This window comes from Pedobacter paludis, from assembly GCF_003173575.1.
GTDB lineage: Bacteria > Bacteroidota > Bacteroidia > Sphingobacteriales > Sphingobacteriaceae > Pedobacter > Pedobacter paludis.
The window spans coordinates 596,287-616,378 of the sequence record NZ_QGNY01000001.1; the positions used below are offsets into that span (position 1 = coordinate 596,287).

The following is a 20,092-nucleotide window of genomic DNA, read 5'->3' on the forward strand; positions in this document are numbered from 1 at the left end:
TAATAACTTAGCGATGCAAAGCGCCAAACAGAAAATAATGACGATTAACTTTTCTAAAAAGTGGATAAATATCACGTTCCATATATTGGTTTGGGTTATTTTAATTACGTTACCTTATATTATTAATGCAAATAGAAGTCGCCCTCCCCGCTCGCTTACAGATTTTGAAGAAACTCAATTTTTAAGGTTAAACTTTATTAGTTATTTTTATTGGATAGCCATTTTTTACTTCAACAGTCAGGTTTTAATTCCATCATTTTTGTATAAAAAGAAGTACCTGCTTTACAGCTTCTTTTTCTTTGTAAGTTTGCTTGCGGCAATAACCATTCATTCGCTGTTATTTCATGCTTTATTGCCTAATTTAGATTTTAATTTAGGCAGAACCCTTTGGTTCAATACACCAACTTTTCTTCTTACAATTGCTGCAAGTACAGCTTTTACAATGATTTCGGACAGAATAAGCGAAGAGAAAAGGGTATTGCAGCGTGAGCAGGAAAACATGAAAACAGAACTTTCATTTCTTCGTTCACAAATTAGTCCGCATTTTATTTTTAATGTTTTGAATAATATTGTTGCCTTAGTTCGATTGAAAAGCAATGAACTGGAGCCAACGGTAATGAAACTATCGGGTTTGATGCAATACATGCTTTATGAAACTGATGAAGAAAAAGTGTCTATCAAAACCGAAACCGAGTATCTTCAGGCTTACATCGATTTACAAAAACAGCGTTTTGGAAAAAAAGTAGCTATTCAAACAAATATCGATATAGAAAGTGAGTTTGACGAAATTGAACCAATGTTGTTGATTCCCTTTATCGAAAATGCGTTTAAACATGGCGTTGGAATGATTGAAAACCCACAGATATTTGTGGATTTGAAAACCGAAGATGAAAAATTAACTTTCATTGTTAAAAATAAATTCAATCCTGATGAAAACGAAGTTAAAGATGCAGCATCGGGAATTGGTTTAGCGAACGTAAGCAGAAGATTAAATCTACTTTATGGCGATAATCATCAATTAATTATCGATAAAAACGATGGTTGGTTTAATGTAAGCTTAACTCTAAAATTAACCGCATGATAAAATGCTTAGCCATTGATGATGAGTCTTTAGCCTTACAATTATTGGCTGATAACATTAGTCGGATTCCATTTCTGGAGTTGGTAGCCAGTTGTGACGACGCTTTTGTAGCGAACAAAATTATGCAGGAGCAATCGATAGATTTAATCTTTATCGATATACAAATGCCGGGAATTACTGGCTTACAGTTTATCCAAAGCTTGGTAAAAAAACCAATGGTTATTATCGTTACAGCTTATAAACAATATGCGTTAGATGGTTTTGCCTTGGATGTGGTTGATTACTTAATGAAACCTGTATCATTGGACCGTTTTATGAAAGCCTGCAACAAGGCTAAAGATTTATACGAGTTGAAATTATCTGCAGAGCGAGGCACTTTACCAAAACAAGACTACATGTTTGTTAATGTTGGTTACAGTTTAATGAAAATCCAATTTAACGACATCACATATATAGAAGGTTTAAAGGATTATATTCAGATTCATTTGTCAACAAGCCCTAAGGCTGCGGTTGTTAGAATGAGTTTAAAAGGCATTGAAGAAGAGTTACCGCAGAACTTCGAGCGTATCCACAAATCGTTTATTGTAAATACTGAAAAAATCACTTCAATCCGTAAAAATGCTGTTTTTGTTGATGATAAGGAATTGCCTGTGAGCGAAAGCTATAAAGATGTGATTGAGAAGTTGATTAAATAATTAAGTATTTCTGTGTAAATTAGAGTCATGACCATAATCGCACATCCCAAAAATAAAAAAGAAGAAGCAGCCATTGAGGCTGTGTTGTAGGTCATTATGGTGATAAATAAATTTAAACCGTCTTTACTTCATCCTCGCTATAATCCTTAATATCAGTTATATATCCATTAATTAAAAGAAAATCGAATAATGGTTTTGCTTCAGGAGTAACCGGCATATTTGCTGTTGTAATCACTTCATTTGTCTTTTTATCCAAAAACGGATACGCAAACAGACGAACGTTTTTGCTAAACATATCGTTTACATAACTTAACAACTGACCAGAATAGTTTTCTCCAAAATTCGTTGAGTTAAATACAAACTTTAAGTTGTTAATGTTAGTTGCCAAGCCAACACTTTTTGGTTTGCAACGGTCTAAATATTTAGCTAAGCGATTGTGTCTGGTAAAGTTAGATACAATAACCGTATTTCCAGTATCGCACATTTCCTGAGTTCTTTTGGCAACTGATTCCAAGTCAACATCATCAGGAGTTTCCTGAGCATCGGTTAATACATTAGTAAGCAATACCTCAATCATAACGGCTAAATTTCCTTCGGCAACTTTATTAGTGCGCTTAAACTGATCGGTAGCCTTGTTAAACAAATTAAAATTGGGCAACGATTTCTGACCATATTTGGTTCTCAGAATCATAATATCCTTTTTGTACAAGAGGTCTTTTGCCTGGCGTGGATGCCCGTCAGAATCAAAAATTGCTGCAGCAGAAAAATCTTTCATAATCATGTACAGATTAAGCAAGATGTTATTTGTATTGGGAAAAGCCGGCCCTTTAACAGAAATTAAATCAATTTCTACTGAATCAATCGTTAAGTTATCGGCTAAAGATTCGACCATTAATTGCGGATTTTCATGGTGATAAAAGGCCGCATATAATAAATTCACACCAATAATCCCTAAAACACGCTGCTGCATGTTAACATCAGTGTCTAAAAGTCTAACATGAAAAAAGATTTCATTTGGCAAACCTCCTGGCTCACTTTGGAAACGGATCCCAACCCAACCATGAGGTTCATTTGTTCGTTTATAATTTAGAGTAGTTACAGTATCTGCGAAAGCAAAGAATGTTCGGCTTTCATATTTTTCTCCAGATAGGCGTTCGTTTAATAAGCTGAATTCATGATCGAGCATTTGCAACAATCTGTTCTGACTCACGTATCGACCAGAAGCTTCAGCGCCATAGATAGCATCACTAAAGGTCATATCATAAGCAGACATGGTTTTAGCAACTGTTCCTGATGCAGCACCAGCATTAAAAAAGTTTCTTGAAACCTCCTGTCCCGCTCCTATTTCGGCAAATGTGCCATAAATGCGGGGATCAAGATTTATTTTTAATGCCTTTCGCTTTGTATCCAGAATTTCTCTTTCCATGCCGCAAAAGTACAAAAATGGTTCATTAGTTCAATTGTAAATTGGTTTCAAAGTGTATTTTACTCTTATATAATTAAGTGAGAAAAAATGTACCGTTAACAAAAAATAGGGTTAATGCCATCCAGCATTAACCCTATAAAACCTAAATCTAAACTATTATGAAAAATCCTCTCTCGAGAAAACCTTTATTACGATACTACAATTTCTTTGTGCTGTAATTTAGCATCGTCTTTTTTGCTAATATTGATGTTTAGGATTCCATCTTTATATTCAGCACTAATTTTATCTCCATCTGCAGTATCTGGTAAATTGAAAGATCTTGCAAATGAGCTGTAATCAAACTCTTTACGTGTAAAATCTTTTACTACTTCTGTATCTTCTTTTTTCACTTCCGCCCAAACAGATAGTGTATCTTTTTTTAAATTAATTTGAAAATCTTCTTTCTTTAAACCCGGAGCGGCAATATCAATAACGAAAGCAGTTTCAGTTTCGCTGATGTTAACATTTGGCGATTTATCAACCATTTTGTTTTTAGTGATGGCGTCGCTAAACAATGAATCGAAAACATTGTTAAAGTAAGGAGCTGTGTTACGGGTTCTGTTGTTAAAATTTACAAGTGTCATATCTCTAATTTTTTATTTTTTAATTGATATTAACCTCTATTCAACTTACATACCAAACCAAATAATTATGATTTTTAAGACATTATGGCAAAATATATCAAAATCAAAAGACAAATTGACAGATATCAGAAGTTTTTCGGACAAATTCAACTATAAAACCAATATTCACTTAAGGTTTATAGATTTTGATATGATGGGGCATGTAAACAATTCCGTTTACTTTACCTATCTCGAAATTGCCAGAACAAAGTATTGGGAAGAAATTGTCAAATGGGATTGGAAAAAAACAGGAATTGTAATTGCTCATGCAGAATTAGATTATATTTTACCTATCGTGATGAATGACAAGATTGTCGTTCATGTAAAAACCTCCCGAATAGGAAATACAAGCTTTGATTTAGAATACCAGATTGTTAAAGTAAAAGGAGCCGAAGAAATTATTTGTAGTAAGGGGAAAACCGTGTGTATTGCGGTAGATTATACCACAAGCAGACCTACAACAATACCAGAGGCCGAAAAGCAGAAGATGCTGGGGTTTGAGCAGTTAACCCCATAGCCCCCAAAGAGGAAACTAGAAGAGAGATGAAAAAACGAATCACCATTTAAAATATTTCTTAAATTCCCTATGGCATTTTCATAAACCTAATATAAAAAAAAGCAACTTCACCTTTAGTGGGTCTACGGGCAAGCCGAATTCTATCTTTTTCCAAACGTTTCATGAAAGAAAGACAACTCCCCCTTTAGGGAGTTGGGGGATTCGGCATTATTTTTCCAGGATTTAAGATTCCTTTCGGATCGAAGACATTTTTAATACCACGCATTAGGTTTAAATGAATTTCAGAATATTTAATCGGCATAAATTCTTTTTGAACCAGACCAATACCATGTTCTCCAGATAACGTTCCACCTAAAGCAGTTGTAAGCTCAAATATTTCGGTTATTCCAAACTTGAGTTTATTTTTCCAGTCTTCATCGCTCATTCCGGCTTTAATAATATTCACATGAAGATTCCCGTCACCGGCATGACCATAGCAAACACTTTCAAAGCCGTATTTTGAGCCGATTTCTTTAATTCCATTAATTAATTTTGGTAAAGCGGCACGAGGAACAACCGTATCTTCTTCTTTATAAACAGAATTTGATTTTACCGATTCGGCCATTGTTCTCCGCATGCGCCATAATTCTTCTTTTTGTTGAGCTGTATCAGCAAACAGCACTTCAGTACATTTATGTTCTTCTAAAACAGTGTTGGTTTTTTCACAATTCTTAAAAATATCATCCAAATCATCACCATCAAATTCAATCATTAACAATGCCTTTACATCATCCTTTAAATCAAATTTAATATCATCAAACTTAATTACCCATTCCACTCCTTTTCTTTCCATAAATTCTAACGCTGATGGTGTTACTCCGGCTCTAAAAATAGCTGAGACAGCTGCACAGGCATCTTCATTCGTACTAAACGAACCCATCATTAAAACAGACTGGCTCGGCTTTGGCAACAGCTTAGTAACAATTTTGGTTACTACCCCTAATGTTCCTTCAGAGCCAATCATCAATTGTGTTAAATTATATCCTGATGCATATTTCAGGGTATTAGCACCTGTCCAAATCACATCGCCATTAGGCAAAACCACTTCGAGATTTAAAATATATTCGCGAATGGTACCATATTTTACTACCCTTGGTCCGCCAGAACCATGCGCCACATTTCCGCCAATAAAACAAGAGCCCTTACTACTTGGATCGACAGGATAAAGCAAACCTTTTTCAGCAACAGCGTTGATAAATTCCTCGGTGATTACGCCAGGCTCAACCGTGGCCTGCAGGTTTTCGGTATCAATATCAATAATGGATTTGAATTTTTCCATAGATAACGAAACTCCTCCAAAAATTGGCAATGCAGCTCCACTTAAACCCGTGCCTCCTCCTCGAGGCGTTACTGGAACGTTATGCTCATTGCAAATTTTAAGCAATGCGGATACCTCTTGAGTCGTTGTAGGTTTAACCACTACTTCTGGCTGAAAACGGAGATCTTCCGTTTCGTCATGGCTATAATTTTCTAGGCTTTCAGAATCAGTAAAAACCTTTTCTTCGCCTATGGCATTTTTTATTTCTTGTAAAATTTCAGGATTTAGCTTAGTAAAATTCATCTCTAATCAGCTGATGTATAGGTTAATTTAACAAAAGAATGGCCAATTTGACCAGGCATTGGTGGATTGAGTTTTTTAATGCTCACGTTAATCGTTTCTACAAAAGGATATAGATTAAGAACTTTAGAAATCATATTATTTAAAACGGTTTCCAAAAGTTTCTGTGTGTTCTTCATTTCGGATAAAATGATGGTATTTAAATCCTCATAGTTAACGGTTTGATTGAGATCATCATCAAATCCTTTCGGACTAAATTCTGTTACTAAATCCACAATAAAATGATTTCCAATTAATTGCTCCTCTGGATAGTATCCATGGAGCGCAAAACACTTCACATCTTTTAAAGCTACAGTTTGTTTTAATTGGCCCATCTATTTATTTGTATCGCACAAAATTAATTTTTCTTATCGAATATAATGCCCATTGAGGTAAATTGTTACCTTTGAAATGAACGCGATTTCTAAACCAGATAATTATTTACAAATGAGCATATCACTAAAAAAAGACCTATACGAAGCACCAGACTACTATTTATTAGATGAATTATTGACTGATGAACACAAATTAATTCGCTCTACAGCCAGAGAATGGGTTAAAAAAGAGGTAAGTCCGATAATAGAAGATTATGCCCAAAAAGCAGAATTTCCGAAGCATTTAATAAAAGGACTGGCAGATATTGGTGCATTTGGCCCTACCATTCCTGTAGAATATGGTGGCGCAGGTTTAGATTATACGGCGTATGGAATTTTAATGCAGGAAATAGAACGTGGTGATTCTGGAATTCGTTCTACGGCATCCGTTCAGGGTTCGCTGGTTATGTACCCTATTTATGCTTACGGAACGGAAGAACAAAGAAAAAAATATTTGCCCAAATTGGCCAGTGGCGAAATGATGGGCTGTTTTGGCTTAACTGAACCAGATCATGGCTCTAATCCGGGTGGTATGGTCACCAATATTAAAGATGCTGGCAGTCATTATATTTTAAACGGCGCCAAAATGTGGATCAGCAACGCACCATTTGCTGATATTGCAGTAGTTTGGGCTAAAGATGAATCAGGAAAAATTAGGGGAATGGTTGTAGAACGTGGCATGGAAGGTTTTTCTACCCCAGAAACACACAATAAATGGAGTTTGAGAGCATCTGCAACAGGTGAATTGGTTTTTGATCATGTAAAAGTTCCCAAGGAAAATGTTTTCCCTGAAATTAGCGGATTAAAAGGGCCATTAGGTTGCTTAAATCAAGCCCGTTATGGAATTGCATGGGGTGCTTTAGGCGCAGCTATGGATTGCTACGATACTGCGCTTCGTTATGCTAAGGAAAGAGTTCAATTTGGAAAACCGATTGGCGGGTTTCAGTTGCAACAAAAAAAATTGGCTGAAATGGTTACGGAAATCACTAAAGGTCAGCTTTTAGTATGGCGATTAGGTGTTCTTAAAAGCGAAGGCAGAGCATCGGCAGAACAAATTTCAATGGCAAAAAGAAATAGTGTAGAAATTGCTTTGGATATTGCCAGAAACGCCCGTCAAATGCTTGGTGGAATGGGGATTACTGGCGAATATTCTATCATGCGCCACATGATGAATTTAGAATCTGTTGTAACTTACGAAGGAACACATGATATTCATTTATTAATTACAGGAATGGATGTTACTGGATTGAATGCTTTTAAATAAAGAGCAGGATTTTTGATCAGGATTTGAAAGATTTACTTGATTTTTAGGATCAAAGAGACCCGTTTGCTTAAAGCTAATTAATTACTCCCTATTGTTTAGCACTTCTCAATATTTATAGTAAAATGGATATTGAAGATTTAACATATAAAATAAATGGATGCGCAATGAAGGTGCATAACATTTTAGGAAATGGTTTTCAAGAGGTAATTTATCAGAGGTGCTTAGCGATTGAATTAGATAAAGCTGGAATAAGATTTAAAAGAGAAGTTGAGCAGGAAATTTTTTATGATGGAGTAATTGTAGGGAAACGGAGAGCTGATTTTGTTGTTGAAGGATTACTTACTGTGGAGCTTAAAGCCTGTATAAATCTGGAGAACAATCATTTAGCACAAGCTAAAAATTATGTTATCGCTTATAATTTTAATGTTGGATTATTGATTAATTTTGGAGCAACAAGTTTGCAATTCAAAAAGATATATAATCCAACAATAAACAAATATAAAATTGGATTGAACAAGCTTTAAGGATTTACAAAATTTTACTTGCTAACTTTTAACTAAAAAATAATTGGATTTAATTTTCCTGCACTTTGATCTCGAAAATCCTTAAATCCTAAAAATCTTGATCCAGAATGGACTATAAAAAATACACATACATACCCGCTCCGCCCGAGGAAGTTTATTTGGCCCTTACAAAAGAAACAAGTTTAAAACTTTGGACAGGTGCCGAGGTTGAATTTGAGGAAGCACCAGATACTGAATTTTCGCTTTGGGATGGTGACATTGCTGGAAAAAACTTGGAATTCGAATTCGGGAAAAAAATTGTTCAGCAATGGTATTTTGGAGAGGAAAACGAACCATCTATCGTTACCATTAAACTTCATGAAGATAAACGCGGAACTTCGTTAGAGTTTAGACAAACAAACATTCCTGATGAAGATTATAAAGATTTTACCGAGGGAATTGACGAATATTTCCTTGGCGGATTAGTTGATTTCTTTGACGAGTAAAACATAAATCTTTTCCTGCTGTTTAAATTTTAATCAATATTTAAATTATGAACAAAACCGTAGGACTCGTACTTATAATTGTTGGAATAGCCATGTTAGTATGGACTGGTTTCTCTTACACCAAAAGAGAAAAAGTTGTAGATGCCGGACCAATTCAAATATCGGCAGATAAAGAAAAATCTGTTAATTGGCCACCCTATGCAGGAGGAATAATTTTGGTAGCTGGCGTAATCGTATTCGTAACTTCTAAGAAAAAATAAGATTTGTCATTATGAGCCTGTCGAAGAACTATCAAGCGTTTCGACAGGTTCAATGTGACAATTAAATTTACATTTCGTTGCTATAAACAAATCTTATAGCATCTCTTAAGTTGTACTTCGATGCCATAACTTCTCCGTAGGCACCTGCGCTACGAATGGCAAATATATCACCTCTAAAAGATTCTGGCTGTTCTACCTCCTTGCCAAAACAATCTGTACTTTCGCAAATTGGTCCAACAATATCGTATTTTATAATTTCGGATTTGGAATCTGCGATTTTAGATTGAGTTAAGTTTTCGATTTTATGATATGCTTGGTACAGCGCAGGGCGCATTAATTCTGTCATACCAGCATCCAAAACCACAAAGTTTTTCTTTTTGCCGTTTTTGATGTATAAAGCTCTGGTAATTAGCGATGCCGATTGACCAACTAAAGCCCTGCCCAGTTCGAAATGAACTTCTTGATTCGCTTTTACTTCTAAAAATTCATTAAAAATTTTAAAATACGATTCAAAGTCGGGTATTTGATGATCTGGATTATGATAATCGATACCTAAACCGCCACCAACGTTTAAAACCTGAATGGTAAATCCCTTATCTTCAAACCACTTTGCAAATTCATTTACACGAACGCAGAGGTTTTTGTAAACATCCAAATTGGTGATCTGTGAACCGATATGAAAATGGATTCCAATAAATTTAAGATTCGGAGAGGCTTTTAACATTTCAGCGCACTCAGATAAATCCCAAGAATTTACGCCGAATTTATTTTCATCTAAACCTGTTGTAATATTATGATGTGTATGTGCATCAACATTTGGATTAATGCGAATAGCGACTTGAGCAATTTTTCCCTTTTTGGCAGCCAACGCATTCAAAACCTCCAATTCTTGAACAGATTCTACATTGAAGCAGAAAATATCCAAATCTAGCGCTTCGTTTATTTCCTTATCGGATTTACCAACGCCCGCAAAAACAATTTTCTTGTGATCAAAGCCAACCTCAACGGCTCTTCTAACCTCACCAGCGCTCACGCAATCTGCACCAAAACCAATTTCCTTAATCTGATTAAGAAGAACCTCATTAAAGTTTGCCTTTAAAGCATAGTGGATGTGAAACTGAAATGGAGCAGCTGCTTTTGCACAAGTTTGCAAGGTTTTCTGCAACAAATCGGTATCATAGTAGTAAAATGGCGTTTCTATATTGTTAAACTTTGATATATCTTTATCGGCGAACATGTTCAAATTCCTTATTATAATTTTAATTTTATTCTTTGGGCTGATTTACTGGGGCAATTACCTCGATTTAAAGCAGGGAAGAATTACCCGTAAACAATACAATGGAAAAATTCGATTCTTTATCGTTTTGCTTCTAATTGTTCTGTTTCTTTTTTTTATTCGGAAATGAGACCATTTTGGTCAAGTACTTATTAATCAAAAACCAATATTATCTCATTGTCATTTAAAACACTTAATTCAAATGAAAATTGCAGCAGCCATATTTGTCGTTTTAATTATTTCAGGAGGATTGTTTAATTCCTACAAGAAATATAAAAACGGATTATTACCATCAAGCTTTTTGGCTTTTCATTTCCTTATCGGATTGATGGTAATAATCGGCGCCTTTTATCTTCTATTCGAATAATCTATTGTGAAGACTTCTTAAGGCCTCAGTTTTATACTCACTTAAAATTAGAAGCGATACATTGTAATTACTTCCTCCATAAGAAATCATACGAATTGGAATGTGTTTCAATCCCTCTAAAACCCTGCTTGCAAAACCGTGTTTTTCTGATCCAAAATCGCCAACCACACAAACAATGCTGTGATCTGTATCTACCTCTACAGTTCCAAAACTCTCCAGCTCTTCGATAATTTTTGGCAAATGAGCCGTTTCATCAATGGTTAGGGATACCGCAACTTCAGAAGTTGTAATCATATCAATCGGTGTTTTGTAACGTTCAAAAACCTCAAAAACACGACGTAAGAAACCGTAAGCCAAAAGCATTCTGCTCGACTGAATCCGAATCGCGGTAATTCCATCTTTAGCAGCGATGGATTTTATTTTGCCCCGCTCGCTATCATGCGTAATTAAAGTACCTGCAGCACTTGGCTCCATTGTATTTAACAAACGAACAGGAATTTTATATTTCTGCGCAGGAAAAACCGATTGTGGATGCAAAATCTTCGCTCCGAAATAGGCCAATTCAGCAGCTTCATCAAAAGATAACTGAGCAATTGGTTTGGTTCCTTTTACAATCCGTGGATCATTGTTGTGCATTCCGTCAATATCCGTCCATATTTGAACTTCTTCGGCCATAATTGCAGCACCCAATAAAGATGCGGTATAATCACTTCCGCCTCTGCGTAAATTATCTACTTCCCCAAAACTATTGCGACAGATAAATCCTTGAGTAATAAAAAGTTTATTGCCTTTATGTTCAGCCAAAATCGGCATCAAGTGTTTTGTTGTAAAAGGAATATCGGGTTCGTTATCTTCATCTGTTTTCATAAAATCTAAAGCAGGAAGCAGAACAGATTCTACACCGATAGATTTTAGATAAGTATGATATAATGTTGTAGATAACAATTCGCCCTGCGCCAAAACAACTTTTTCCTCTATCGAAGTAAAGATATCGTTTGTTAAAACGGCTAAAAAACTGAAATGATAATCAATAACCTCATTTCCCATTTCCTGAAAATCAGAAGCTGGTAAAAGTTCAACTACAAAGTCCTTATATTTTTGATATAAATTTTCAATCGCAACGCTACCCTTCTTCTTATCTCCAGTTAAAAAATAATTTGAAATTTCTACCAAACTGTTGGTTGTACCAGACACGGCTGATAAAACGACAATCTGCTCTTCGTTTGGATTAATGATATCCAACAACTTCGTCATACGCTCGGGACTACCGACTGAAGTACCCCCAAATTTTAATATTTTCATTTAGTTCTTTATTGGTTTTTATCGGTAATAAAGCTCATATCGTTTTTATCAAAGAAAAAAATTATAATAGCTTCATTTTATACTGGAATATGTAATTTTCTTTATTATTGTATCGGGGCGTGAAATTAAGCAAAACCATGTTAAAAGCAACATCCTCAACAAAATAAAATTTGGAAGAAGTTAAATTAAATCGATTTCAACCAAACATCAACACTTTAAATTTGTTCAACACCAGATATTAAATTAAAAATAAGCTCAATGCAAGCAATTGATCAATCAACTCAAGCCACAATTAATCAGTGGTTAAACGGAAATTATGATGAAAATACAAAGGCAGAAATCCAGGCCCTTGTAGATAAAGATGCAACTACAGAACTTACTGACGCTTTTTACAAGAGTTTAGAGTTTGGTACAGGTGGTTTGCGTGGAATAATGGGCGCAGGTTCTAATCGGGTAAACAAATACACCATTGGTACTGCAACTCAAGGCTTGGCCAATTATTTGAACAATAAATATCCTGGTGAAAAAATTAGTGTTGCCATTGCTCATGATAGCAGAAACAATTCTGATTTCTTTGCAAAAACTACTGCTGATGTTTTCTCGGCAAATGGAATCCATGTTTATTTCTTTTCGGCATTAAGACCAACTCCTGAACTTTCTTTCGCTGTGCGCCATTTTGGTTGCAAAAGCGGTGTAATGTTAACAGCATCACACAATCCAAAAGAATATAACGGTTACAAGGCGTATGGTGCTGATGGTGGTCAGTTTACATCGCCCGATGATAAATTGGTTATTGATGAAGTAAACAAAATCAAAAGCATTGATGAGGTTAAATTTGACCGCGTTGAGGCAAACATTGAATTAATTGGTGAAGATGTTGACAAGCTTTACTTAGATGGAATTACTGCCCTTTCAATTTCTCCGGATGCGATAAAAAGACAGCACGATTTAAAAATTGTGTACTCTCCTATCCACGGAACTGGAATTACTTTGGTACCAAAAGCTTTGGAGCAATTTGGGTTTACCAATGTTACTTTGGTTGAAGAACAAAGCAAACCAGATGGAAATTTCCCAACGGTAGTTTATCCAAATCCAGAAGAAAAAGAAGCTTTAACCTTGGCAATGAATAAAGCAAAGGAAATTGATGCTGATTTGGTTTTAGCAACCGATCCAGATGCCGACCGTGTGGGGATTGCAGTAAAAGATAACGATGGTGAATGGGTATTGCTTAATGGTAACCAAACCGGAAGTTTATTAATCAATTACATATTGTCGGCTTGGCAAGAAAACGGCAAATTAACTGGTAATGAATTTGTTGTTTCAACAATTGTAACTACGAGCTTAATTAAAGCCATATGCGATGCTAAAAACGTAGAATATTTCAATACACTTACTGGCTTTAAGTGGATTGGTCAGATTATTACACAATTACAAGGCAAGAAAACTTTTATTGCTGGTGGCGAAGAAAGTTATGGATACTTAATCGGCGATTTAGTTCGCGATAAGGATGCTGTAGTTTCTGCAGCATTTATTGCCGAAATGACGGCTTATTATAAAGATAAAGGCAACAGTTTATATGATGCTTTGTTAGATACCTATGTTGAATATGGTTTATATAAAGAAGATTTAGTTTCGCTTACAAAAAAAGGAAAAACTGGAGCCGAGGAAATTAAAGCCATGATGGAGAAATTTAGAAATAATCCGCCTGCATCATTGGGTGGCTCTAAAGTTTCTGTGTTAAAGGATTATGAATTAAGTCAGGAAACTGATTTATCAACTGGAAAAGTGACCAAGCTAGATTATCCAACTTCAGACGTTCTTCAATTTATTACCGAAGATGGAAGTATTGTTTCTGCTCGCCCAAGTGGTACCGAACCTAAAATTAAATTCTACTGCAGTGTTAATGCGCCACTTGCAGATCGCAAGGACTTCAAAGCAGTGAATGAGAAATTAGGCGATAAAATTAAAGCTGTTATGACTGATTTGCAGGCTTAGCCGCAGATTAGCAGATTAAATAATTTATCAATCCAGATGCATAAACTGCATCTGGATTTTTTATATCCGTCAGTTAAAACTGACGGCAATGAAAAGCACTTTGCCTAGCCTTTCTATTGGCAATTGAGAAATTCTGCACTTGAATTTCATTATGCCTTGTCTTCATTGCTGATTTTTATATCCGTCAGTTAAAACTGACGGCAACGAAAAGCACTTTGCCCAGCCTTTCTATTGGCAATTGAAAAATTCTACACTTGAATTTCCATCATACCTTGTATTCATTGCCGATTTTTATATCCGTCAGTTAAAACTGACGGCAATGAAAAGCACTTTGCCCAGCCTTTCTATTGGCAATTGAAAAATTCTGCACTTGAATTTCCATCATGCCATGCATTCATTGCCGTTGATTTCAATCAACGGTTTAAAAAAATGGCTTTCTTTATTTGCCACTCTCAATTTCGTTTGTACATTTGCACCGAATTACAAATGTTAAAAAGAGCCCTTATATTTTTTTTGGTAATCTGTACAATTTCGAATTGCTACATGCAATTAATCGTGTATTCTGGTTATCAAATGAATAAAGAATATGTTACATCTGTATTTTGCATCAACAAAGCGCATCCAGAGTTGCATTGCGATGGACAATGTTTCCTAGCCAAAAAGCTAAAAGACCTGGATGGAAAAAATAAGCAGATTCAAGATAATTTAAAAAGAGTTATTGAGGCTGAACCAGAATTTAAGGTCATGGCCATCAATCACCATATTCCTTATTTCATTATTAAATCCGAAAGTGGTTATCTAGAAAAACCGATTAAAGATCTTTCGATTTCTATTTTTCACCCCCCGAAATTGGCTTAAGTATTTTTTTCTAAGGTCATCCGTTGAACTTACAGATGCAAATCGGTAGGTAATAAATCGGTATTTTTACATGAGCGGTCGTCACTCTGAACTTGATTCAGAGTTCTAATAGCAAAGCGACTAACATGAAAGATGCTGAATTAAATTCAGCATGATGACCCATCAATAATTCTCTAAATCTAGTGCATTGGTTTATGTCCTATCGAACCAGAACACTTGATTAAAGAGATCATAAATTCACTTATCCAATTTTATTAAAATGAAATTATCAAAATGCATATTGGCATTACTGTGCCTTGTTACCCTTTTCTCATCATGCAAAAAAAGCGATGACGAAATTACTGCTGATACCAAATCGACCTTTATTATGGAGTTCGAAAACCAGGTTAATGGCAGTCCATTGGTTTTAAATACAAACACTTACAAAAATGCCAAAGGAGAAGATTTTAAAATCAATATTTTTAAATACTACGTAAGCAACATCAAATTAAGCAAGGCAGATGGAACTGTTTTTTTAATTCCAGAAAGCTATTTTTTAATTGATGCATCCAAAAGTGAATCTACAATTATAACCTTAAAAGATGTTCCAACAGGTGATTATACAAAAATTGAATATACCATTGGTGTAGATTATGCCCGCAATTTTGCTGGGGCGCAAACTGGTGCTTTGGACCCAATGAACGGAATGTTTTGGACCTGGAACAGCGGTTACATTTTTGTGAAATTCGAAGGAACTTCGCCTCAATCTACAGCAACCAACAATACATTAACCTTCCATATTGGTGGGGTCTTAGATCCAAACAACACCATTAGAACTTTTTCTACAGATATTAATGTAGCAAATCCATTAAGAATAAGAACCGATAAAAAACCGGACATGCACTTTATCGTAAATGCTGGTGCATTATTTACGGGTAAAACAGATATCAGTTTCGCAAAACTAAACTTTACCATGGGTGGCGAAAACTCCGTAATTGTAGCCGATAACTATGCGAATGGTTTGTTCCGCTTAGATCACATTCACAATTAGTATGTATAGGAAATCAATCGTATTTGCAATGCTTTTTTTAAGCATTGCATTGATGTATGCCTGTAGTAAAAATGAAGATGAAATTACACCTGAAGAAACGAAAATTGTTTTCTTGGTTCCATCCAATTTCCCTGCTCCAACATACAATTTCGAAGATAATAAATTAACAAATGCAGGTTTTGCACTTGGCAAGAAACTGTTTTACGAAGCTCGTTTATCAGCTGATAAAAGTGTTTCATGCGGAAGCTGTCATCAGCAATTTGCAGGGTTTACGCAACTCGATCATCGCGTTAGCCACGGCGTTAACAATTGCCAGGGAAAAAGGAATACTCCTCCCCTTGTAAATTTGGCTTGGCAAAAGGCATTTTTTTGGGATGGTGGTGTGAAAAACATCGAAACCTCACCATTGAATGCAATTACCGATGTCTGTGAAATGGGAACTGATCTCGAAACAATTGTTGCTTTATTGAAAAATACAACTCCATATCCAGATCTATTTAAGAAAGCATTTGGGTCGCCAGAAATCAACTCTCAACGTGTGCTCAAATCCATTACTCAATTTACAGCTGTACTCGTTTCGTGTAATTCTAAATACGATAAAGTGATGCGCAAAGAAAATGGAACAACCTTTTCATCCACAGAATTGGCTGGTTATAACTTATTTAGAGAAAAATGCAGTTCTTGCCATGCAGAGCCTTTCTTTACAGATTTTTCTTACCGAAGCAATGGTTTAGACATTACCAGTGCAGATGAAGGAAGATCGCACATTACAGGAGTAAACACCGATTTTGGAAAGTTTCGGGTTCCAACACTGCGCAACATCGAATATACAAGTCCATACATGCACGATGGCCGTTTTTACAGTTTGGATGAAGTTTTAGAACATTATAATTCGGGCATTAAAGCCTCTTCCAATTTAGATCCCCAACTTAAAAATGGTATAGCCTTAAGTACGGGCGAACGCGAACAAATAAAAGCATTTTTAAAAACATTAACAGACAATGAATTTATCAAAAACACATTATACAGTGAAACGTAAACTGATCATTTTAGTTTTCATATTTATGAGTACGCAAGCTTTGGCCTGCGATATTTGTGGTTGTTTTATGGGGATTACACCATATTTAAATAGAAATAACATTAGCTTGCTGTACAGATATCGATCTTTTAACGGTTATAACGGACAGCCACATTCCTTATTTCCAAATGGTGGTAGTTTCTTTATTCCGGGGAACAGCCAAAATGCTCCCATTACAAATCATGATGGGAATCCCGAAGATTATGAACTTTACAGATCATTAGAAATTCGAGGAAAGTATTTCATAACCAATAGATTGGAAGTTAATGCCATTTTGCCTTATGTTTCTAACAGCGAGCGTTATAATGGGTACACGTCATCCATTTCTGGAGTTGGAGATGTAAACTTTTATGCTGGATATCATTTGGTACAAAAAGAAGAAAGCAACTTTAAGCAACAGCTTATTGCAGGTGCTGGAATAAAATTACCTACTGGAAAAAATGATTTTAAAAATAATGAGGGCATTCGCTATTCTTCATTAATGCAAGCTGGAACTGGAAGCACCGATGGATTTATTTATTTAAATTATTTGGTGGGACTTGGAAAGTTCGGAGCAAGCTTAAACACATCTTATAAAGTAAATGGCAAAAACAACGAAGATGAAGGCATTGCAAATAGTACAACCAGTTTCCTCAATATTTTTTATACCCAAAGAATTGGCAAGGAAGTTCAGGTAATGCCATCTGCACAGTTTTTTTATGAATATTCCGGCGGAGAGAAATACAAAGGGATAAAAACAGGTGAACATGTGATGAATAATTTAATGGGAGGTCTTGGCGCAGATGTTTTTTACAAAAATCTAGCATTAAATGCTGGCATTCAAAAGAACATTTTGGAGGGTGAAACCGACCACCCTATGAGTTCCGGAAAGGTTTATGTTGGGATTTCTTACAATTTTTAAAATAAAATAATATGAAAAAGATAATAGGATTTTGCTTAATGGTTTTTCTTTTTAGCGCTTGCAAAACAGAGCCAGATGCACAGGCTGTAAAAAAAGAAGTACTTAACATCCACGATAAACTGATGATGGATGGAGAAAAAGTAGTAAAAAATAAAATGAAGTTGGATTCAGTTTTGAAATCTGATAAGATAAAATTAACAGACGATTCTTTGAAAGTCGCTGATTTAATTGCAAGATTAAACAAGGCTGATGAAGGCATGATGGATTGGATGCATTTCTTTAAAGAGGATTTTAAAGGCAAAAATAAGCAGGAAGATTTGGAGTATTATAAATCGCAAATGGTAAAGGTTAGACAGGTTGAAGATAGCTACATCAAGGTGACCAGAGAATCAGATTCGGTTTTAAAAGTTTACAATGTTTTGCCAGCAAATCAAATGCATATGGAACATCATAAGCATTAGACATCCATTCTTTAAATCTATGGTCTAATGAATTTGGATTGTTCATTTCTTAAAATTGAACCACTGCAATTAAATAAATTAACTAATTCATAATAAATAGCTTAAGGTTTTTCCCGCTGATTTCACAGATTTTCGCTGAAACTATTTTCGAATCTGCACTTATCTTCTTAATCAGCGGGAATTCGAACAAAGTAACAAAACTACAATTAATTCCCTCCTACAAAACTGAGGTTGTATATTTACACTTTATTAAAATATCATGAATAAAATTATTTCTTCGATAGCGATCTGTATGCTATCCATTACTATACTTTCATCCTGTCAGCAAGATAAAAAACTTCCATTTTATGGCGAACGCCATGCGGAAACAAAAAGAGATACCGCCGGAATAGAAAAGATAGATACCGTTTATCAAACCATTCCGAATTGGTCTTTTTTAAATCAAGACAGCGTAGTAACTACGAATAAATCAACTGATGGAAAGGTTTACGTCGCCGATTTTTTCTTCACTTCTTGTACCACGATTTGCCCAACCATGCATCGCAATTTAATGACGGTTTACAATGAGTTTAAAACCAATCCAGATGTGATGTTTGTATCGCATACTATTGATTTTAAATACGATAGACCCTACGTGTTAAAAAAATATGCTCAAAAATTAGGGGTAGATGGGCCAAAATGGCAATTCCTTTATGGCAGCAAAGACAGTGTTTACACTTTGGCCGAAAAGAATTACTTGGTAGCTGTTGGCGAAGATAGTACAGCCAAAGATGGTTACATCCACCAGGGTTATTTGGTTTTAATTGATAAAGACAGACGAATTCGTGGCGCTTATGATGGCACAAAAGAAGATCAGGTAGAACAATTGAAAAAAGATATTCCAGTTTTATTGGCTGAATATAAAAAATAGATAGAACATCGTCATTTCGACCAAAGTGGAGAAATTTTTTAAATTAATTATAAAGATTTCTAAGCTGTATTTACTCCGCTCGAAATGACGATTTCTTTAACACAAAAATCCATGCGCAAATACATCATCCATTCTATATTTCTATTTTCAGTTATCGCTATAATTGTTTCTTGCCAAAATCAGGAAACCATCGATTTACAGAATTACATGTCTAATGGAAAAGATATCTACAAAGCCAAATGTCAAAATTGCCATGGCGAAAATGGCGAGGGTTTGGGTCAGTTGGCGCCGCCCCTAACCGATTCTGTGTTTTTGATAGCCAATAAAAATCGCTTAGCCTGTATTATAAAAAATGGAGTTAATGAAACATTGGTTATTCATGGTAAAGAATACCGTGAAAAAATGCCTGCATTCCCCGAATTGGCAGATATTGATGTAGCACAAGTAATGGTTTACGTTACCAATTCATTCGGAAACAAACAGGGCTTTGTTCCTTACAATCAAGTTTCTACTCAATTGCAGAATTGCAAATAATTACAAATCTTAATTTATTTGGGTAAAAAAGCCCATCTTTGCGCAAAATGCAGGTTGTTCTATCGCTGTTTCGAATAAAATCGAGAGAGAGGAAAGTCCGGGCAACGCAGGGCATCTCGCTTTCTAACGGAAAGGGATTCAAGAATGAAAACTTGAGTTACGGATTAGTGCAACAGAAAATATACCGTTCTGGCTTTAAGTCGGAATAAGGGTGAAAACGTGCGGTAAGAGCGCACGAGCATTGCAGGCGACTGTAATTGTTTGTAAACCCCGAGAGTTGAAAGACCAAATAGGCTAACGCATGTAGGGCTGCCCGTCCGATGTTAGTGGGTAGGTCGTTAGAGATAAACGGCAACGTTTATAGTGGATTAATGATAGAAATTCTGAGTAATCAGGAACAGAACCCGGCTTATAGACCTGCATTTTTTTTTATTTTTTAGAAAAGCCATTCCAGTA

Annotated in this window: 21 protein-coding genes and 1 other RNA gene; 16 read left to right on the forward strand and 6 right to left on the reverse strand. The window is 35.4% G+C overall.

Annotated features, from left to right (window positions below):
* The first annotated feature begins 13 nt into the window (after window positions 1-13).
* The gene (locus tag DF947_RS02515) at window positions 14-1,081 is read left to right on the forward strand and encodes a sensor histidine kinase (protein ID WP_109928100.1); all 1,068 of its coding nucleotides are present in this window, start codon (window positions 14-16) and stop codon (window positions 1,079-1,081) included.
* Window positions 1,078-1,776 carry a LytR/AlgR family response regulator transcription factor gene (locus DF947_RS02520; RefSeq protein WP_109928101.1) on the forward strand — a complete coding sequence of 233 codons (699 nt, stop codon included), beginning with the start codon at window positions 1,078-1,080 and terminating at the stop codon, window positions 1,774-1,776. The genes DF947_RS02515 and DF947_RS02520 overlap by 4 nt, the downstream gene beginning before the upstream one ends.
* Window positions 1,777-1,888: 112 nt before the next feature.
* Here the strand turns inward: DF947_RS02520 and DF947_RS02525 are convergent, their stop codons facing one another.
* On the reverse strand, window positions 1,889-3,202 hold the full coding sequence (locus DF947_RS02525; RefSeq protein WP_109928102.1) for a nicotinamide mononucleotide adenylyltransferase: 1,314 nt from the start codon (window positions 3,200-3,202) through the stop codon (window positions 1,889-1,891).
* A 188-nt stretch (window positions 3,203-3,390) separates the two neighbouring features.
* Entirely contained in the window at window positions 3,391-3,825 is a 435-nt protein-coding gene (locus DF947_RS02530) for an Hsp20/alpha crystallin family protein (protein ID WP_109928103.1), read from the reverse strand.
* Between the two features lie 67 nt (window positions 3,826-3,892).
* Between DF947_RS02530 and DF947_RS02535 the strand changes: the two genes are divergently transcribed.
* The gene (locus tag DF947_RS02535) at window positions 3,893-4,381 is read left to right on the forward strand and encodes an acyl-CoA thioesterase (protein ID WP_109928104.1); all 489 of its coding nucleotides are present in this window, start codon (window positions 3,893-3,895) and stop codon (window positions 4,379-4,381) included.
* 184 nt (window positions 4,382-4,565) lie between these two features.
* On the opposite strand, the gene DF947_RS02540 is transcribed toward DF947_RS02535, so the two are convergent.
* Entirely contained in the window at window positions 4,566-5,981 is a 1,416-nt protein-coding gene (locus tag DF947_RS02540; protein ID WP_109928105.1) for an FAD-binding oxidoreductase, read from the reverse strand.
* A 2-nt stretch (window positions 5,982-5,983) separates the two neighbouring features.
* Complete coding sequence (locus DF947_RS02545; RefSeq protein WP_109928106.1) at window positions 5,984-6,352, reverse strand: dihydroneopterin aldolase; 369 nt, start codon at window positions 6,350-6,352, stop codon at window positions 5,984-5,986.
* Between the two features lie 112 nt (window positions 6,353-6,464).
* Here DF947_RS02545 and DF947_RS02550 point away from each other — a divergent pair, with 112 nt between their 5' ends.
* The 4 genes from DF947_RS02550 (at window position 6,465) to DF947_RS02565 (ending at window position 8,924) form a co-directional block, all read left to right on the forward strand.
* On the forward strand, window positions 6,465-7,655 hold the full coding sequence (locus tag DF947_RS02550; protein ID WP_109928498.1) for an acyl-CoA dehydrogenase family protein: 1,191 nt from the start codon (window positions 6,465-6,467) through the stop codon (window positions 7,653-7,655).
* A gap of 122 nt (window positions 7,656-7,777) precedes the next feature.
* On the forward strand, window positions 7,778-8,179 hold the full coding sequence (locus tag DF947_RS02555) for a GxxExxY protein (protein ID WP_109928107.1): 402 nt from the start codon (window positions 7,778-7,780) through the stop codon (window positions 8,177-8,179).
* A 107-nt stretch (window positions 8,180-8,286) separates the two neighbouring features.
* Window positions 8,287-8,664, forward strand: a complete 378-nt coding sequence (locus DF947_RS02560) for an SRPBCC domain-containing protein (protein WP_109928108.1) — start codon at window positions 8,287-8,289, stop codon at window positions 8,662-8,664.
* A gap of 47 nt (window positions 8,665-8,711) precedes the next feature.
* Window positions 8,712-8,924: a hypothetical protein gene (locus tag DF947_RS02565; protein ID WP_109928109.1), complete on the forward strand. Its 213-nt coding sequence runs from the start codon at window positions 8,712-8,714 to the stop codon at window positions 8,922-8,924.
* A gap of 67 nt (window positions 8,925-8,991) precedes the next feature.
* On the opposite strand, the gene lysA is transcribed toward DF947_RS02565, so the two are convergent.
* Window positions 8,992-10,161: a diaminopimelate decarboxylase gene (gene lysA / locus DF947_RS02570; protein WP_109928110.1), complete on the reverse strand. Its 1,170-nt coding sequence runs from the start codon at window positions 10,159-10,161 to the stop codon at window positions 8,992-8,994.
* 394 nt (window positions 10,162-10,555) lie between these two features.
* Window positions 10,556-11,869, reverse strand: a complete 1,314-nt coding sequence (locus DF947_RS02575) for an aspartate kinase (protein ID WP_109928111.1) — start codon at window positions 11,867-11,869, stop codon at window positions 10,556-10,558.
* Between the two features lie 258 nt (window positions 11,870-12,127).
* Between DF947_RS02575 and DF947_RS02580 the strand changes: the two genes are divergently transcribed.
* From DF947_RS02580 to rnpB, 9 genes are all read left to right on the forward strand, one after another.
* Window positions 12,128-13,864: a phospho-sugar mutase gene (locus DF947_RS02580; protein WP_109928112.1), complete on the forward strand. Its 1,737-nt coding sequence runs from the start codon at window positions 12,128-12,130 to the stop codon at window positions 13,862-13,864.
* Window positions 13,865-14,407: 543 nt separating this feature from the next.
* Window positions 14,408-14,722, forward strand: coding sequence for a hypothetical protein (locus DF947_RS22105; RefSeq protein WP_158526218.1), 315 nt, complete (start codon window positions 14,408-14,410; stop codon window positions 14,720-14,722).
* Between the two features lie 259 nt (window positions 14,723-14,981).
* Window positions 14,982-15,752, forward strand: coding sequence for an MbnP family protein (locus DF947_RS02590; protein ID WP_109928114.1), 771 nt, complete (start codon window positions 14,982-14,984; stop codon window positions 15,750-15,752).
* A gap of 1 nt (window position 15,753) precedes the next feature.
* Window positions 15,754-16,791: a cytochrome-c peroxidase gene (locus tag DF947_RS02595; protein ID WP_240615308.1), complete on the forward strand. Its 1,038-nt coding sequence runs from the start codon at window positions 15,754-15,756 to the stop codon at window positions 16,789-16,791.
* On the forward strand, window positions 16,754-17,731 hold the full coding sequence (locus DF947_RS02600) for a transporter (RefSeq protein ID WP_109928115.1): 978 nt from the start codon (window positions 16,754-16,756) through the stop codon (window positions 17,729-17,731). The genes DF947_RS02595 and DF947_RS02600 overlap by 38 nt, the downstream gene beginning before the upstream one ends.
* A gap of 11 nt (window positions 17,732-17,742) precedes the next feature.
* A complete protein-coding gene (locus tag DF947_RS02605; RefSeq protein WP_146202867.1) occupies window positions 17,743-18,192 on the forward strand; it encodes a hypothetical protein in 450 nt (149 codons plus the stop codon).
* Window positions 18,193-18,451: 259 nt separating this feature from the next.
* The gene (locus DF947_RS02610) at window positions 18,452-19,102 is read left to right on the forward strand and encodes an SCO family protein (protein WP_109928117.1); all 651 of its coding nucleotides are present in this window, start codon (window positions 18,452-18,454) and stop codon (window positions 19,100-19,102) included.
* Between the two features lie 84 nt (window positions 19,103-19,186).
* Window positions 19,187-19,636 carry a c-type cytochrome gene (locus DF947_RS02615; RefSeq protein ID WP_240615309.1) on the forward strand — a complete coding sequence of 150 codons (450 nt, stop codon included), beginning with the start codon at window positions 19,187-19,189 and terminating at the stop codon, window positions 19,634-19,636.
* Between the two features lie 46 nt (window positions 19,637-19,682).
* Window positions 19,683-20,064, forward strand: an RNA gene (gene rnpB / locus DF947_RS02620) — RNase P RNA component class A.
* Window positions 20,065-20,092: the final 28 nt, after the last annotated feature.

Coding starts and splice junctions, on each gene's coding strand:
- DF947_RS02530 (WP_109928103.1), bottom strand. CDS start 3,825: ATGACACTTGTAAATTTTAACAACAGAACCCGTAACACAGCTCCTTAC.
- DF947_RS02515 (WP_109928100.1), top strand. CDS start 14: ATGCAAAGCGCCAAACAGAAAATAATGACGATTAACTTTTCTAAAAAG.
- DF947_RS22105 (WP_158526218.1), top strand. CDS start 14,408: ATGCAATTAATCGTGTATTCTGGTTATCAAATGAATAAAGAATATGTT.
- DF947_RS02555 (WP_109928107.1), top strand. CDS start 7,778: ATGGATATTGAAGATTTAACATATAAAATAAATGGATGCGCAATGAAG.
- DF947_RS02535 (WP_109928104.1), top strand. CDS start 3,893: ATGATTTTTAAGACATTATGGCAAAATATATCAAAATCAAAAGACAAA.
- DF947_RS02590 (WP_109928114.1), top strand. CDS start 14,982: ATGAAATTATCAAAATGCATATTGGCATTACTGTGCCTTGTTACCCTT.
- DF947_RS02520 (WP_109928101.1), top strand. CDS start 1,078: ATGATAAAATGCTTAGCCATTGATGATGAGTCTTTAGCCTTACAATTA.
- DF947_RS02575 (WP_109928111.1), bottom strand. CDS start 11,869: ATGAAAATATTAAAATTTGGGGGTACTTCAGTCGGTAGTCCCGAGCGT.
- DF947_RS02525 (WP_109928102.1), bottom strand. CDS start 3,202: ATGGAAAGAGAAATTCTGGATACAAAGCGAAAGGCATTAAAAATAAAT.
- DF947_RS02610 (WP_109928117.1), top strand. CDS start 18,452: ATGAATAAAATTATTTCTTCGATAGCGATCTGTATGCTATCCATTACT.
- DF947_RS02615 (WP_240615309.1), top strand. CDS start 19,187: ATGACGATTTCTTTAACACAAAAATCCATGCGCAAATACATCATCCAT.
- DF947_RS02540 (WP_109928105.1), bottom strand. CDS start 5,981: ATGAATTTTACTAAGCTAAATCCTGAAATTTTACAAGAAATAAAAAAT.
- lysA (WP_109928110.1), bottom strand. CDS start 10,161: ATGTTCGCCGATAAAGATATATCAAAGTTTAACAATATAGAAACGCCA.
- DF947_RS02550 (WP_109928498.1), top strand. CDS start 6,465: ATGAGCATATCACTAAAAAAAGACCTATACGAAGCACCAGACTACTAT.
- DF947_RS02600 (WP_109928115.1), top strand. CDS start 16,754: ATGAATTTATCAAAAACACATTATACAGTGAAACGTAAACTGATCATT.
- DF947_RS02565 (WP_109928109.1), top strand. CDS start 8,712: ATGAACAAAACCGTAGGACTCGTACTTATAATTGTTGGAATAGCCATG.
- DF947_RS02545 (WP_109928106.1), bottom strand. CDS start 6,352: ATGGGCCAATTAAAACAAACTGTAGCTTTAAAAGATGTGAAGTGTTTT.
- DF947_RS02560 (WP_109928108.1), top strand. CDS start 8,287: ATGGACTATAAAAAATACACATACATACCCGCTCCGCCCGAGGAAGTT.
- DF947_RS02580 (WP_109928112.1), top strand. CDS start 12,128: ATGCAAGCAATTGATCAATCAACTCAAGCCACAATTAATCAGTGGTTA.
- DF947_RS02595 (WP_240615308.1), top strand. CDS start 15,754: ATGTATAGGAAATCAATCGTATTTGCAATGCTTTTTTTAAGCATTGCA.
- DF947_RS02605 (WP_146202867.1), top strand. CDS start 17,743: ATGAAAAAGATAATAGGATTTTGCTTAATGGTTTTTCTTTTTAGCGCT.